This is a genomic window from Ruegeria sp. BHSA162 (genome assembly GCF_059613385.1).
This window is the reverse complement of record NZ_JBXWSK010000080.1, coordinates 1-15035: the sequence shown is the minus strand read 5'-3', so window position 1 is coordinate 15035 and position 15035 is coordinate 1. Positions and strand designations below refer to the sequence as shown.

Genomic DNA, 15035 nt, shown 5'->3' with positions numbered 1-15035 from the left:
AAGGCGAGGTTCAGGAAGTCATTCATGGTCGCCTTCCCACCAGCCTTTCAAGGCAGGTTGCCACGAGGGACGCAGCAGCAAGGATAGCTCTCGCCGAACGTGTTTCAGAATTGATCGCCCAGAATGCCAGTGTGACAGCCGAACTGCGCCAGTTCGAGCGCGACGCCCGTGTAACCCGGTTGCTGCACGAAACCTTTGTTTCCAGACTGGAGGAAGCCGCCGTCCAACAGGGCGCACAAACGTCGGACAGCCGCATAATTTCGACAGCCACTCCGGGTAAACAAGTTGCACCGCGTTCTGGTCTGATCATGTTTCTTGGGGTGATCGCCGGGGCGGCTTTGGGGCTGGGCATCATTCTTGTCCAGCAAATCCGGCAATCCGCGGTTCCGGCTGGGGCCGATCTGGAGATGGCCACCAGCGCACCGGTTCTGGGGCATTTGCGATTGGCCCCGATCCGCCAGCACAGTCGGTTGGTCGGGTACCTATCGACAAATTCGACGTCGCCGCTATCGGAAGCGGCCAGAAACCTGCGAACGTCTGTGCTGTCACCAAATTCGGACGCTCAACCACAAGTCATTCTGTGCACCTCGTCGGTACCGGATGAGGGTAAGATCACGATGTCGATTGCCCTCGCGCAAAGCCTGGCGGGGCTCGGTCGATCTGTTCTGCTGGTCGAAGCCGACATCCGGAGCCTGTCTTTCAGGTAGTATTTTCCAGACAACCCGAACGGTGGGCTGGTCACAGCGCTGACCGGAGGGACACCCTTGGGCAACCTTCTACGTACCGACACCCGGTTGTCGGTCAATGTTCTGATGGGCGAGCGCAGCACACGCAGCGCCGCGGATATTTTTTGTCTTCGCGCTTTCATGACCTCACGCAGAGGTTGCGGGCAGACTACGACAATATTCTGATCGACAGCCCGCCGGTTTTGGCCGTTTCTGACGTCCGGGCAATCGGGCAGGCCTGTGACGCGATCCTTCTGTCGGTTGCACCGGCCACCACGTCCCGCGCCCAGTTGGGACAGGTGCTGCGCGAGTTTTCTAGCCTGAACGTGCAGGTCACCGGGCTGGTCATGTCGGACCTGGGGTCAGCCCGAAAGCAGACCAATGCAGGCGGGCAGCCTTATGGGGCCTATGCCCGTTACTACGACGTGTGACGATCTAGCCGACGATCATCTGCTTCATGCGCAGGGCTTCGTATTCCAGCTCTTTCAGGCGGAAATGCACGACATCGCCGATGGTGATCATGCCGCAAAGCTTGCCGTCGCGAAGAACCGGCATGTGGCGGAATCGCCCCTCGGTCATCGTCTTCAGCACATCCATCAGCAGGTCGTCCGGTGTGCACGTCCGCACATCGCGGGTCATCAACGCCTCGACCGATTGTGGCAGCGTCTGACCCGGAGTATCCGCCATGCGGCGAACGATATCCCGCTCGGACAGGATTCCCTGCAGTGCGCCGTTCTGATCGGTGACGACAACCGCCCCGATGCGTTTCTCCTTTAGAATTTCGACCACCGAATGGATGGTGTCATTCGGCCGAACCGAAAACACCGCATCACCTTTTCCTTCCAGCAATTTGGCGACAGTGGTCTGAGTATGTGACAAATTCGACTCGGCGGATTGGCTGTAAGTGCTTGACCCGGCCTTGTCGCCACGTGTCGGGGGCTGGTAAGAGCTTGGGGCCATGGGCGGTCTCCTCCTTCAACGCTACAGGCTGTCCTCACCACCTTATCGCAGCAGAGAAACCTGTATAGGGTGCAAATTCAAAAACCGGTGCAACCGCGCCGGGTCGCAAGGAAAAACCGGACCCCGTGACCCAACTCCATCTGTCTCCTGCGGTTGCCGCCGTGATCTTCCTTCTGGTCGTGATCTGCGGGCATAATTTCCGCAAACTGTGGAAAGAACAGCCCCCGGGTTGGCAGAAACGTGCGTGGCTGTTTGGAGTGCCCGCTGCGGTCGGGCTGCTGATCCTGGGCTTCCTGCCGCTGGCGTCCTGACGCAGGTTTGACTCTGGGTGGGGCCGCTGGCATATGCCGGGCAACGCATTTCCAGGAGATCGCCCCATGCGCCGACTGCTTGCTCTGGCCCTGCCGCTTGTTGTTTCTGGCTGTCTGTTCGACGAGGAGCCCGAGATCGTCCGTCTGTCCGGCGAAACCATGGGCACGACCTATCACATCACCGCAATCGGCGAGGATCTGGACGAGGCTGCCCTGTCCGGCTCCGTGGAGGAAACGCTGGCGCAGGTGAATGCCAAGATGTCCAACTGGGACCCGAATTCCGAAGTCTCGGTCTTTTCCGCCTCGGCCAACACCGACCCGATGTCGGTGTCGAAAGAGTTCGCCTACGTGATCGCGGCGGCCAACCAGGTGCACGAGCAAAGCGGCGGCGTGTTCGACGTGACCCTTGGCCCGTTGATCGAGCTGTGGGGCTTTGGCCCGCGCAAGCCCGAAGACCCGGTGCCGTCGGATGCCGAGATCGCGGCGGCGCTGGAACAGGTGGGGCAGGCGCGCCTGCTGACGCTGGATGCGCAGGCCGGGACGCTGGCCAAGGCGCAGCCGGGCGTGGGGATAAACCTGTCGGCCATCGCCAAGGGCTACGGGATCGACGCCGTGGCCGAGACGCTGCGAGAGGCCGGCATCGAGAACTACATGGTTGAGATCGGCGGCGACCTGGTGGCCCGCGGTCAGAACGACAAGGGCGAGGCTTGGCGCATCGGCATCGAAAAGCCCGAAACCGGGTCGCAGACCATCCAGTTCATCGTACCGCTGGACAACCGCGGCATGGCGACCTCGGGCGATTACAAGAACTTCTTCGAACAGGACGGGGTGCGGTATTCGCACATCATCGACCCGACCACCGGACGTTCGATCACGCATCGGACGACCTCGGTCACGGTTCTGGCCGAAAATGCGATGATGGCCGATGCTTGGGCCACTGCGATGCTGGCGCTGGGGCAGGAGCGGGGGCTGAAACTGGCCGATCAGCTGGGTTTGGCGGTGTTTTTCATCTCGCGGGATGTGACAGGCGGCGAAGATGCCTATATCACGGTACAAAGCAGCGCGTTCAAGGATGCGCTGGGATCGAACTGAAGGGCGGGCCGGCTGATGAGCACCTTTATCCTCGCGTTTGTTCTGCTGCTGATCATCATGGTCGGCATGTCGCTGGGCGTGATGCTGATGGGCAAGACCATCAAGGGCAGTTGCGGCGGGCTGAACGCGATCTCGGGCGCCGACAAATGCGTGGTGTGCCAAAAGGACGTGGACCCCAACAGCCCCCTGCGTGACAAGCTGCAATGCAAGCGCGCCCGCCGGATGGTGGAACAGATGGAAAGCCAGGGCGCGCAGCACTGAATGGCCAAGGCCCGCAACATCCTGTTCATCATGTTCGACCAGCTGCGCTGGGATTACCTGAGCTGTTACGGCCATCCGCATCTGCACACGCCCAATTTCGACCGGCTGGCCGCGCGCGGCGTGCGGTTCACGCGGGCCTATATCCAATCGCCGATCTGCGGCAGCTCGCGCATGTCCACCTATACCGGGCGCTATGTGCAGTCGCACGGCGCCTCGTGGAACGGCATCCCGCTGAAGGTGGGCGAGCAGACCATGGGCGACCATCTGCGCAAGGCGGGGATGGACTGCTGGCTGGTCGGCAAGACCCATATGCGCGCCGACGCCGAGGGCATGGCGCGGCTGGGCTTGGAACCCGACAGCCTGATCGGCGCGCGCGTGGCCGAATGCGGTTTCGACGTGTTCGAGCGCGACGACGGGATGCGCCCCGAAGGTCCCGACGGGTTCTATGACCCCGACGGGGCCAAGGCCTATAACGCGTGGCTGGCCGACAAGGGTTATGACGGCGACAACCCCTGGCACGACTTTGCCAATTCCGGTCTGGACGCGGACGGAAACGTGCTGTCCGGCTGGTTCCTAAAAAACGCGCCGCAGGCCGCGAACATTGCCGAAGAAGATAGCGAGACCCCCTATCTGACCACGCGCGGCATCGAATTCATGGAAACCCATGGCGGCCCATGGTGCTGCCACCTGAGTTACATCAAACCGCACTGGCCCTATATCGTCCCCGAGCCCTATGCCTCGATGTACGGGCCCGGGCATGTTCTGCCCGCCAACCGGTCCGAGGCCGAACGGGCGGCGGCACACCCCGTGCTGAGCGCCTTCATGTACACCAAGATCGGTCAGACCTTCTGGCGGCAGGATGTGCGCGAGGCCGTGATCCCCGCCTATATGGGCCTGATCAAGCAGGCCGACGACCAGATCGGGCGGTTACTGGACTGGATGGAGAAGACCGGCCGCATGGACGACACGATGATCGTGCTGACCTCGGACCATGGCGATTTTCTGGGCGATCACTGGATGGGCGAAAAGACGTTCTTCCACGACGCTTCGACCAAGGTGCCGCTGATCATTTTTGACCCGTCCGAACAGGCCGATGCCACGCGCGGCACCATCTGCGACGCGCTGGTCGAGTCGATCGACTTGGCCCCCACTTTCGTCGAGGTCGCGGGCGGTGCGGTGCCTGATCATATCCTAGAAGGCCACTCGCTGCTGCCCATCCTGCACGGGCGGGCGGACGAGACCCCGCGCAAATTCGCGATCTGCGAATACGACTATTCGGCCTCGCCCATCGCGGAAACGCTGGGCGTTTCGGTGCGCGATGCGGCGATGTTCATGGTGGCCACGAAAAAATGGAAGCTGATCCATTGCGAAGGCGGGTTCCGCCCGATCCTGTTCGATCTGGAAAACGACCCCGGCGAGCTGACCGATTTGGGCGACAGCGCGGCCCATGCGGATGTAATCGCGCAGATGTACGACCATCTGTTCGCTTGGGCCCGGCGTCCGTCGCAGCGTACCACGCGCTCGACGGCCGAGCTGGTCGAGATGCGCACCAAAAGTCGCGGCAAGGGCGTGATCCTGGGCGCCTATGACGAAAGCGACGCGCCGCCCGAGCTGACGGTCAAGTATCGCGGCCGCAAGGCGCGGCACTGGCAGCAGATCAGGAAATAGCCCGACGCGGGGCGCATCGCCGCAAAAGGCGGTTCACGATGCGGCGGGCAGGGGATAGAAGAACGGACAAGAGCAGTTATCGGAGATCCGACATGAGCGCACCCAAACCCGTCGTCCTGTGTATCCTTGATGGTTGGGGCCTGTCCGAAGACACGCAGGCCAATGCGCCCTATCTGGCCCAAACGCCCACCTTCGACGCGATCATGACCAAGGGCCCGCACGCGCGGCTGATCACCCATGGCCCTGATGTGGGCCTGCCCAGCGGCCAGATGGGTAATTCCGAGGTCGGCCATACCAATATCGGGGCCGGGCGGGTCGTGGCGATGGATCTGGGCCAGATCGATCTTGCGATCGAAGACGGCTCGTTCTTCGAAAATGCCGCACTGCAGGACTTCATCGCCAAGGTGAAGGCGGCGGGCGGAATCGCGCATCTGATGGGGCTGGTCTCGGATGGCGGGGTGCATGGGCACCTGAACCATATCGTCGCCGCCGCGACAGCGATCACCGAGGCGGGCGTGCCGGTGGCGCTGCACGCCATCACCGACGGACGCGACGTGGCCCCGAAATCGGCGCTGGACTTCCTGGCCGAGCTGGAGCGCCGCCTGCCTGCGAACGCGCGCGTCGTCACCGTCTCGGGGCGGTATTATGCCATGGACCGCGACAACCGGTGGGAACGGGTCGGACGCGCCTATGAAGCGATCATTAAAGGGCAGGGTGGGCAGGCCGATACCGCAAGCGCTGCGATTCAGGCCGCCTACGACCGGGGCGAAACGGACGAGTTCATCGCGCCCACGGTTCTGCCCGGCTACGACGGCGTCCGCGACGGTGACGGGTTCTTCTGCCTCAACTTCCGTGCCGACCGCGCCCGCGAGATCCTGCGCGCCATTGCCGAACCTGATTTCGCCGAATTCGACACCGGCCCGCGCCCGCACCTGTCGGCGCTGCTGGGCATGGTGGAATATTCCGACGGCCACAATGCCTACATGACGACCGTTTTCCCCAAGCGCGAGATCGTGAACACGCTGGGCGAATGGGTTGCCAAGCAGGGCCTGCGCCAGTTCCGCCTGGCCGAAACCGAGAAATACCCCCATGTCACGTTCTTCCTGAACGGCGGCAAGGAAACCCCCGAGCCCGGCGAGGATCGCTATATGGCCCCGTCGCCCAAGGTGGCGACCTATGATCTGCAGCCCGAGATGTCGGCCGGAGAGGTGACGGACAATTTCGTCGAGGCGATTGAGGGCGGCTATGACCTGATCGTCACCAACTATGCCAACCCCGACATGGTGGGCCATACCGGTGACCTGCAGGCCGCGATCAAGGCCTGCGAGGCCGTTGACCAAGGCCTGTCCCGCGTGGTCGCCGCGCTTGAAAAGGCAGGCGGTGCCATGATCGTGACGGCCGATCACGGCAACTGCGAAACCATGATCGACCCCGAAACAGGCGGGCCGCATACCGCTCACACCCTGAACCCGGTACCCGTGGCGCTGGTTGGCGGACCCGAGGGCGCAACCCTGCGCGAAGGTCGCCTGTCCGATCTGGCGCCTACGGTGCTGGACCTGATGGGCCTGCCCAAGCCGCCGGAAATGACGGGTCAGAGCCTGCTGTCATGAGGCTGCGCGCGCTTCTTCTGGCGGCCCTGATGGCGGGGCAGGCGGCCCGGGCCGCGCCGGACCCCGCGCAGGCGGCACTGGAGGCAGCGCAGATGCTGGAACAGGCCTCGATCGCGCTGACCGAGGCCGAAACCGCCCGCGACCGCGTGCGTGCCCTGACCGAGACGATCCAGGCCTACGAGGCCGGGCTGGCCGCCATGCGCGACGGGCTGCGCCGGGCGGCTTTGCGCGAAAGCCAGCTGACCGCCGAGTTGAACGCGCGCGAACGCGAAATCCGCCAGTTGCTGGGCGTGCTGCAAACCATCGAAACCACGGCGCCACCGGTTCTGATGCTGCACCCGGCCGGGCCGCTGGGGGCGGCGCGCACCGGGATGATGCTGTCCGAAGTCACCCCTGGCCTGAACACCAGAGCCCAGGCGCTGGCCCGGGATCTGGACGAGGTGCAGACCCTGCGCCGCTTGCAACAAAGCGCTGCGGACACGCTGACCGAAGGGTTGGAAGGCGTGCAGAACGCCAGGACGAAGCTGAGCGAGGCCATAGCGGACCGTACCGACCTGCCGCGCCGCTTCATTGAAGACCCGGTACGGACAGCCATCCTGATCTCATCAACGGAGACTCTGGATGGTTTCGCCAGCGGTCTATCTGAGATATCGGATGGAGAAATCATAGCCTCGAACGCGGATGTGTCCCAACTGAAAGGACAGATTCCGCTGCCGACCCAAGGCGTCATACTCCATCGTTCCGGCGAAACGGACGCCGCAGGGGTCACGCGTCCGGGGCTTGTACTGGGAACCAGACCACGTGCATTGGTGCTGTCGCCCACAGCGGCCACGATCCGATACCGAGGGCCGCTTCTGGACCTTGGAAACCTTGTGATCCTGGAACCGCAGCCCGGTTTGCTTTTTGTCTTCTCCGGCCTTCAGGAGGTGTATGGGGACCCCGGTCAGGTGATCCCCGAAGGAACACCAGTGGGCCTGATGCCCGGTCAAACACCAGAAATCGGCGCGATTTTGTCAACAAGCGGTGATGGCACTGGAACTGATCGTCCAGAAACGCTCTATATAGAGGTAAGAGAGAACAATAGCCCCGTGGATCCGGAATCATGGTTCCGGCCTGACAAGGATGGATAGACGAGTATGAAGAGATTTGTGATGGCCGGTCTGGCCGGCACCGCGGCAGGGATTATTGCGACTACCCAGATCGCCGGGCCACTGCTGGCGCAAGAGGCCGAAAACAAGGCCGGAGTGTATGAACAACTTGACCTGTTCGGAGATATCTTCGAACGGATCCGCGCCCAGTATGTTGAGGAAGTCGCCCCCGAAGAACTGATCGAGGCTGCGATCGACGGCATGTTGACGTCGCTGGATCCGCATTCAAGCTATCTTTCCCCGGACGACGCCGAGCAGATGCGCGTGCAGACGCGCGGTGAATTCGGTGGGCTGGGCATCGAGGTCACCCAAGAGGACGGCTTCGTCAAAGTCGTATCGCCAATTGACGGGACGCCTGCGGACGAAGCGGGCATCGAGGCCGGCGATTTCATTACTCATGTGGACGGCGAAAGCATCCTGGGCCTGACGCTGGACAAGGCAGTCGACCTAATGCGCGGCCCGGTCGGTTCGGAAATCGTCATCACCGTCGTGCGGGAAGGCGAACCCGACCCATTCGATGTGACCATCATCCGCGACACGATCAAACTGACCGCCGTTCGCGCCCGCACCGAAGGCGCCAGCGTGGTGCTTCGTGTGACCACCTTCAACGATCAGACCTTCCCGAACCTGAAAGAGGGCTTGGAAAAGCAGATCGCCGAAGCTGGCGGCATCGACAAGGTGAACGGCTTTGTTCTGGACCTGCGCAACAACCCCGGCGGGCTGTTGACCCAAGCCATCAAGGTATCGGACGCATTCCTGAACGAAGGCGAGATCGTCTCGACCCGTGGGCGCAATCCCGAAGATGGTGAACGCTTCAACGCAACCCCGGGTGATCTTGCCCAAGGCAAGCCGATCGTAGTGCTGATCAACGGCGGATCGGCGTCGGCTTCCGAAATTGTTGCAGGTGCATTGAAGGATCACCACCGCGCGATCGTCGTCGGCACCAAAAGCTTCGGCAAAGGATCGGTTCAAACCGTGATGCCGCTGCGTGGCGACGGGGCGATGCGTCTGACCACCTCGCGCTACTACACCCCGTCGGGTCGGTCGATCCAGGCTTTGGGTGTCAGCCCCGACATCATCGTGGAACAGCCCCGCGTCCGTCCCGAGGCTGAGGAAGAGGAAGAAAGCAACGCCCGCACCCGGTCCGAGGCCGACCTGCGGGGCAGCCTGAACAATGACAGTTTGACCGAGGATGAAATCCGCCAGATCGAGGAAGACCGCACCAAAGCGGAAGAAACCGCCGAACTGCGCAACGAAGACTACCAGTTGGCCTATGCGATCGACATTCTCAAAGGCCTGTCCGCCTTCAATCCGACAGAGCGGGCATCGCAGTAAGCTGCGCAAACAATGACCGAAGGGCCGCGGTTTTCCGCGGCCTTTTCTTTTGGCTCAGCTCTCGATTTTGTGCAGTTTCTTTTCGTCAAGCATCAGCGCCAGAACCAGCCCTATCGACACCGACAGCGTTGAAAAGACAAAAGCCATGTCCATCCCGCTGTCAAAGGCCATCGACAACGCGGATTTGATCTTTTCGGCCTCGGGCGCGCTGAATTTCTGCATGACAGCCTGCGCGGTCTTGGTCGTCAAAGTACCGCCATTGATGGCTTTTTGATCGGCTAGGGACATGTCGATGCCAGCTTTGGCAAGGTGCTCGCGGAAGCTGGACAGGCTGACCATGTACATGATGGCCGTCGCGCAGGCGACCGAAATGGCGCCATAGACCAAGTGCACCATGAAGCTCAGACCGCCAACCAGGCCGGCGCGTTCGGGCTTGACGGCGCAAACGGCGGCGGTGCCCGACGGGCCAACCGTCAGTGTCGCTCCCAACCCGATCAGAGCCATCCCCGGAAGAATATGGAAATACCCCAGCCCGGCCGGCATCACGACGACACTGGCCGCGCCTATCGTAGCGCAGAGATACCCCCAGAACAGCAGGTGCTTGGGTCCGAAATCATTGTACAAGGTGCCAGAGACGATCGACCCGACCGCCAAAAGAACGGTCAGCGGCGCAAGGCCCAGAGCGGATTCAAACACTGACCAACCAAGAACCTTTTGCATATATTGCGGAAAATACAGCAATCCCACAAAGGCCGCCGAGACGTTGAACATGTTCAGCCCCAAGGTGATGCGAAATTGCGGATTTTGCATCATCTGCGGCAGCAATAGCGGTTCTTTCACCCGTTTTTCCACGCGTGGGAACAACAGAAACAGCGACGCGCTGAGGAAAAACAGAAACATCAGCGGAACCGACAGCCAGCCCCAGTCCGACCCGACATCAAGCGCGTACAGCAGCAGCAGGACAGCAAAAGAAAGGACACCCATTCCGGCAAAGTCGATGTGCTCACCCGTCTTGTGGGTCTTGTCACGCTGCATCAGCAGGACTGCCGTGGCCATCGAGATGCACGAGAAGACGACATTCGCCAGAAAGAACAGGCGCCAATCCCCAAGATTGACGACAAACCCGCTGATCATCGGACCAAATACGTTGCCCGTCGTGACACCGGCAAGGATCAACCCCATGACCATCGCACGGTGTTCCTCACGGGATACCCTCGTTGCCCCGAAGGCCAGCGTGCACGGCCACACGCATCCCGCGCCGATACCTTGAAGCGCGCGTGCGCCGATCAGGAAATCAAGGCTGGGAGATACGAAACACATGACCGAGGCGAAAAGAAACAGCGACAATCCGATGATCATGATCTTGCGATGACCGTACATATCGCCCAGCCGGCCGCCTGCGACCATCGTCATGGCGAAGAACAGCGCGTAGATGTTCAACACCCACTGAGTACTCGTGATATCGGCATCAAACGAGTTTTCGATCGCCGGAACCAGCATCAGCGCACCGGTAAAGTCTATGCCGATGCCAAACGCCGTTACCATCAGCGCTATGACCTTGATAATGCTGTCACGTTCCATTCGGCCCCCTGAGTTTCCTTGGCGGCTCAATCATGCATGAATTCAGCAAAAAAGATAGGAATGCGTCCAAGCAGGTTTCGATTACGTAGATCCTGCAGGCTTTTGGCCGATCAACCCTGACCAGCGCTCAACCGACGCACCACGCGCTTCAGAAGATCAAGTTCGGCGCGCAGCAGGTCCATCTCGGCTCGGATATCGCCTACGGCCGGCGCGCCCGCGATTACGGTGATGTCGCCCACTTTTTCCTGTGAAGCGCTGTCGAGGATAATCACACTGTGGACACCTTCGGACAACAGGACCGTTGGTACGGGAACCCGAACATGCCAGCCACCTTCGGCCTCGGAAACCTCGATACCTTGCAGGACCTGATCCCGGTACCGGGCTTCAAGTTGGGGTGCGGTACTTCCTGAAAAGTGGCCTTCCCATACGCCGTCTTCGAACCGGATCGGGACGAGTTTTGTTTCCACCATGGCCTTTCCTTTCACAAGTCAGCGCGATGATGGCGGCACAGGGTCAAATCCCGCAGCACCACACGGTTCATACCAGGATCCTGGATGATAAGGTCCAGCCACATCTTCTCGATGCGACGTTCGTTCAAGGACAGATGCGCAAGATCAAAATCGATGTCGGATGTCGCATCTTTCGGTTCCAGCTTTCGCAGCACCTGCTCGGTATTCGGTCCATTCTGGATATTCAGCCTGGCAAAGACCTCGGCCGGGCGTTCACTGTCGACCGTCACATGGGTCCGGACCAGGTGTTGCCGCGTCAGACCCTCGGCGGCGCTGCCCGGAAGTTCGACAGACACGGAGAGGAACGAGCCTTGAAAGCTGAATACGTCGATCGCCAGGCTGAAAGGCGCCAGGTCCTTTTCCCCGCTGTTGCGCATTTGCCGGACTGCAATCTCGGCCAGCGGACAGTCATGGAAAAGCGCCACGCTGTCATCAAGTTGCGCCTTGCGAGACAATGATACCAGGCCCGTAACGGGCAGGGGGCTGCCCCACAAATCCGGGCGCCAGGCCCAATCCGTGCCAAGCGGTCTGGGGAAATTCTGGGTGCCGATATGCGGGCGGGTCAGGCGCCCGTCCGCAATCTGAATCAGCCGATCAAGTTGGGCGCGAAGCACTCGCGCCTGATCACGCTGCTGGCGAAGCAGGGGCAGGTCTTCGTGCGGCGCGTTCTGCGCCGTCCGTTTCCAGTGCCCAACTGCCTTGCGGCTGAAATACCGATCCAGAAGTCTGCTCATGTGCCCAGTGCTTGAAACTGCACCTCTTTAGTCGGATTCCGCGGGCGGAATAAACCCGCCTTCGACAGATAGCACTGCAAAATTTCCGAATTGTGAACGACGCCGGTCGTGCCGGCCGGATTTTTGCAAGATCACGCCGGGGCACGTTCTTGAAATAGCACGGGGCAAAGCTTACCGTCAGTCACCCGGTCGCCGTGGATCCTCCGCAACGGGCCGCAGTCCAAAAAACAAGACGAGGCCGGGGCATGGAACCCACCCTATTCGCGTTCATCTGGAAACATTCCAAGAAACAGCAGTTCATTCTTCTGCTGTTGACCGTACTTTCGTTTCCGTTTCTCTATGCCTCGCTTGAATTGCCCAAGCAGATCATCAACGACGCCATCGGCGCGACCGGAAACACGGTAACGCTGTTCGGCACGAAGGTGACCCAGGTCCAATACCTGCTGATCCTGTGTTTTGCGTTCTTGGGAACCGTCCTGGCTGGCGGCCTCATGAAGATGCGCATCAACACCATGAAGGGGATCCTGGCCGAACGCATGTTGCGTCGGCTCAGATTCACCCTGATCAGCCGGATGCTGCGCTTCCCCAAACCGTATTTCTCGACCACAAGCCAGGGCGAGCTGGTGTCGATGATATCGTCCGAAGCGGAACCGATGGGTGGACTGATGGGCGACGCGATCGCCCAGCCGGTTTTTCAGTTCGGTCAGATGATGACGATTGTCACTTTCTTGTTCATGCAGAGCGTCTGGTTCGGGCTGGCCTCGATCGCGCTGATTCCGCTGCAAGCCTGGCTGATCCCGCGCCTGCAGCGTCAGATCAACCTTTTGAACAAGGACCGTATTCAGGAGATCCGTCACCTGAGCACCGAGATCGGCGAAACCGCCGCCGGTATCAGCGACCTGCGCGCGAACGGTGGTTGGCGCTATCGGCTGGCGCAGTTCAGTCATCGTCTGGGAACCTTGTTCGATATCCGGGTCCGGATCTACAACAAGAAATTCTTCATGAAGTTCCTCAACAACCTGATCACGCAGATGACGCCGTTCCTGTTCTATTCGGTCGGTGGCTATCTCGCTATCACGGGCGAAGTGACAGTCGGTGCGCTGGTTGCGGCGCTGGGGGCGTACAAGGACCTCAGCGGCCCTTGGCGCGATCTGCTGACCTATTACAATCAGGTTCAGGACATGTCGTTGCGCTGGCAGGTCGTCACCGAACGGTTTGCACCCGAGAACATGATCCCCGAAGAACTGTTCTATGGCGAACCGGAGAGCATCCCGCACCTGCAGGGCGACATCGAATTGCGCAATGTCACGGTGCGTGACGAGGACGGCAAGCTGATCCTTGAAGACATCGACCTGACGATCCCAAAGGGCGCTCGGGTCGCCATCAAGGCCTCGCACGACTCGGAAAGACAGGCGCTGGCCCAGTTGCTGATCCGCGAGATTCTGCCGGTTCAGGGCGAGGTCCTTCTGTCTGGGCACAACCTTCGCGAACTCCATCAGGCGGTGATCGCCGCCCGTGTCGGCTATGCCCACTCGCGACCCTACTTGTTCAACGGCACGCTTGGGGACAACCTGCTGATGCCTTTGCGTCCCCATCCCCAGCACGAGACCGAAGCTCTGAAGACTCCATCACGTTATCAGGTCGAAGCCGTGCGCGCCGGCAACTCCCCGGACCTGCTGGAGGACGAATGGGTCGACCCACGCCTTGCCGGGCTGCAGAGCATCGACGAGATCCGGGATTGGTGGTTCGAACTGGTCGAGGCGATGGGCATCGACGAATTCATGTTCCGGCGGACGTTGCGGTCGCAATTCGATCCCGAACTGCACCCCCATCTGGCCAAGGCGATCGTGGATGCGCGCGACAAGGTTGCAGCGCGTCTCAAGGAAAAGGGCTTGGACAAATACGTTTACCGGTTCGATCCGGACCGGTTCAACCCGGCCGTACCTTTGGGGGGCAACCTTCTGTTTGCCTCACCGTCGCGCAACATCTCACCGGACATCCTGGCCGGGGACGCTCGATTTCTTGCCATGCTAAGGGCCCATGATCTGGATAAGGATGCCCTGAGCATCGCGACGGCGGTTCTCAGCACGCTGCGCAAAACATTCGGCCGCGAAGGGACGGATCACCCGCTGTTCCTGCGCTTGGGCATGTCCAAGGACATGTACCACCGACTGCTCGACATCGACGAACGCCGCATGTCGAAAGGTGAGGCAACCCTGTCCGAACGTGAAATGGCACTGTTGCTGACGGTACCGTTCATGCTGACCGCCGAACAGATCGGCCCCAGTTTCCCCGAGGAATACAAGGAAAAGATCCTGTCGATCCGGCGCACGCAGGCCCCAAATCTGCATGCATCTTTCGACGGGCTGTTCATTCCCGTGGCACCCGAAACCTATGTTCCGCGCCTGACCGTCATGGAAAATGCCCTGTATGGCCGCGTGTCGCTGATGGCTGGGGCACATGCCGAAGAAATCGAGGATGCCGTAGCCGAAGTCCTGATCGAGGCAGGGCTGACTCGTCGATTGGCGGCTATCATCTACGATCTGCCGACCGGTCTTGGCGGGGCCAACTTGCCCACGGTTTTCCAGGAACGCGCCGCGTTTTCACGGGCAGCCATCAAGCGGCCCGACATCCTGATCTTGGACAAGGTCCTTGCCAGCCACGATTCGGAAAGCCGTCTGCGTACGCGCCTCAAGCTGCGTGAGTTGCTTCCTGACTCGGTCATGATCTTCATGGAAGATCATTTTGGCCATCCCGAAGCCTATGACATGTACGTGGAAATCAAGGACGGCCGAATCGACGGTGTATCGCGTTCCAAGGTCGAGGCGGATGACGAACAACCCGAAGACTTCAGCCGAAAACTCAAGATCATTTCGGCAACCGAACTGTTTTCGAGGCTTGACGGAAAGCACCAGCGTCTGCTGGCCTTTTCGGCGCAATGGTACGACGCCGCGGCGGGGCAGACCATATTCTCACGCGGGCAAACGCCCGACGCAGCCTATCTGTGCATCTCCGGGCAGGCGAGTCTGGAATGGACGATGCCGGACGGCGAAAAGCGCAACATCTCCATCGTCGAGCCAGGCCGCCTGATCGGAGACCTG

14 protein-coding genes are annotated in these 15035 nt (G+C 60.9%); 10 read left to right on the top strand and 4 right to left on the bottom strand.

The window, feature by feature from the left end; genetic code table 11:
• Together AC2FM5_RS16565 and AC2FM5_RS16560 are read left to right on the top strand one after the other, a co-directional pair.
• Window positions 1-707 (top strand): GNVR domain-containing protein (locus AC2FM5_RS16565; RefSeq protein WP_496736887.1); only part of this gene is annotated, 707 nt, incomplete at its 5' end.
• Window positions 708-850: 143 nt separating this feature from the next.
• Window positions 851-1156 (top strand): tyrosine-protein kinase family protein, encoded by a 306-nt coding sequence (locus AC2FM5_RS16560; RefSeq protein ID WP_496736885.1) that lies wholly within the window; start codon window positions 851-853, stop codon window positions 1154-1156.
• 4 nt (window positions 1157-1160) lie between these two features.
• Here AC2FM5_RS16560 and AC2FM5_RS16555 read toward each other — a convergent pair whose 3' ends face one another.
• Entirely contained in the window at window positions 1161-1685 is a 525-nt protein-coding gene (locus AC2FM5_RS16555; protein ID WP_093963355.1) for a CBS domain-containing protein, read from the bottom strand.
• A gap of 125 nt (window positions 1686-1810) precedes the next feature.
• Here AC2FM5_RS16555 and AC2FM5_RS16550 point away from each other — a divergent pair, with 125 nt between their 5' ends.
• The 7 genes from AC2FM5_RS16550 (at window position 1811) to AC2FM5_RS16520 (ending at window position 9110) form a co-directional block, all read left to right on the top strand.
• The gene (locus tag AC2FM5_RS16550) at window positions 1811-1996 is read left to right on the top strand and encodes a hypothetical protein (protein WP_170365854.1); all 186 of its coding nucleotides are present in this window, start codon (window positions 1811-1813) and stop codon (window positions 1994-1996) included.
• Between the two features lie 66 nt (window positions 1997-2062).
• Window positions 2063-3088: an FAD:protein FMN transferase gene (locus tag AC2FM5_RS16545; protein WP_496736883.1), complete on the top strand. Its 1026-nt coding sequence runs from the start codon at window positions 2063-2065 to the stop codon at window positions 3086-3088.
• Window positions 3089-3103: 15 nt separating this feature from the next.
• Window positions 3104-3349, top strand: a complete 246-nt coding sequence (gene nqrM, locus AC2FM5_RS16540; RefSeq protein WP_093963352.1) for a (Na+)-NQR maturation NqrM — start codon at window positions 3104-3106, stop codon at window positions 3347-3349.
• Entirely contained in the window at window positions 3350-5017 is a 1668-nt protein-coding gene (locus AC2FM5_RS16535; protein WP_496736881.1) for a sulfatase-like hydrolase/transferase, read from the top strand.
• Between the two features lie 92 nt (window positions 5018-5109).
• On the top strand, window positions 5110-6627 hold the full coding sequence (gene gpmI, locus AC2FM5_RS16530; RefSeq protein WP_496736879.1) for a 2,3-bisphosphoglycerate-independent phosphoglycerate mutase: 1518 nt from the start codon (window positions 5110-5112) through the stop codon (window positions 6625-6627).
• A complete protein-coding gene (locus tag AC2FM5_RS16525) occupies window positions 6624-7757 on the top strand; it encodes a murein hydrolase activator EnvC family protein (RefSeq protein WP_496736877.1) in 1134 nt (377 codons plus the stop codon). The genes gpmI and AC2FM5_RS16525 overlap by 4 nt, the downstream gene beginning before the upstream one ends.
• Window positions 7758-7763: 6 nt before the next feature.
• A complete protein-coding gene (locus AC2FM5_RS16520; protein ID WP_496736875.1) occupies window positions 7764-9110 on the top strand; it encodes a S41 family peptidase in 1347 nt (448 codons plus the stop codon).
• 54 nt (window positions 9111-9164) lie between these two features.
• Here AC2FM5_RS16520 and AC2FM5_RS16515 read toward each other — a convergent pair whose 3' ends face one another.
• From AC2FM5_RS16515 to AC2FM5_RS16505, 3 genes are all read right to left on the bottom strand, one after another.
• Entirely contained in the window at window positions 9165-10691 is a 1527-nt protein-coding gene (locus tag AC2FM5_RS16515; protein WP_496736873.1) for an MFS transporter, read from the bottom strand.
• Between the two features lie 110 nt (window positions 10692-10801).
• Window positions 10802-11161 (bottom strand): hypothetical protein, encoded by a 360-nt coding sequence (locus tag AC2FM5_RS16510; protein WP_170341499.1) that lies wholly within the window; start codon window positions 11159-11161, stop codon window positions 10802-10804.
• Window positions 11162-11172: 11 nt separating this feature from the next.
• Window positions 11173-11934 carry a DUF6478 family protein gene (locus tag AC2FM5_RS16505; protein WP_170341501.1) on the bottom strand — a complete coding sequence of 254 codons (762 nt, stop codon included), beginning with the start codon at window positions 11932-11934 and terminating at the stop codon, window positions 11173-11175.
• A gap of 245 nt (window positions 11935-12179) precedes the next feature.
• On the opposite strand from AC2FM5_RS16505, the gene AC2FM5_RS16500 reads away from it, so the two are divergent.
• Window positions 12180-15035: ABC transporter transmembrane domain-containing protein (locus tag AC2FM5_RS16500; protein ID WP_496736870.1), on the top strand; the 2856-nt coding region annotated here is incomplete at its 3' end.

Excerpts from the sequence above, each read along its gene's own strand:
- AC2FM5_RS16510 (WP_170341499.1), bottom strand. The coding sequence starts at position 11,161 with ATGGTGGAAACAAAACTCGTCCCGATCCGGTTCGAAGACGGCGTATGG.
- nqrM (WP_093963352.1), top strand. The coding sequence starts at position 3,104 with ATGAGCACCTTTATCCTCGCGTTTGTTCTGCTGCTGATCATCATGGTC.
- AC2FM5_RS16555 (WP_093963355.1), bottom strand. The coding sequence starts at position 1,685 with ATGGCCCCAAGCTCTTACCAGCCCCCGACACGTGGCGACAAGGCCGGG.
- AC2FM5_RS16505 (WP_170341501.1), bottom strand. The coding sequence starts at position 11,934 with ATGAGCAGACTTCTGGATCGGTATTTCAGCCGCAAGGCAGTTGGGCAC.
- AC2FM5_RS16535 (WP_496736881.1), top strand. The coding sequence starts at position 3,350 with ATGGCCAAGGCCCGCAACATCCTGTTCATCATGTTCGACCAGCTGCGC.
- gpmI (WP_496736879.1), top strand. The coding sequence starts at position 5,110 with ATGAGCGCACCCAAACCCGTCGTCCTGTGTATCCTTGATGGTTGGGGC.
- AC2FM5_RS16515 (WP_496736873.1), bottom strand. The coding sequence starts at position 10,691 with ATGGAACGTGACAGCATTATCAAGGTCATAGCGCTGATGGTAACGGCG.
- AC2FM5_RS16520 (WP_496736875.1), top strand. The coding sequence starts at position 7,764 with ATGAAGAGATTTGTGATGGCCGGTCTGGCCGGCACCGCGGCAGGGATT.
- AC2FM5_RS16525 (WP_496736877.1), top strand. The coding sequence starts at position 6,624 with ATGAGGCTGCGCGCGCTTCTTCTGGCGGCCCTGATGGCGGGGCAGGCG.
- AC2FM5_RS16545 (WP_496736883.1), top strand. The coding sequence starts at position 2,063 with ATGCGCCGACTGCTTGCTCTGGCCCTGCCGCTTGTTGTTTCTGGCTGT.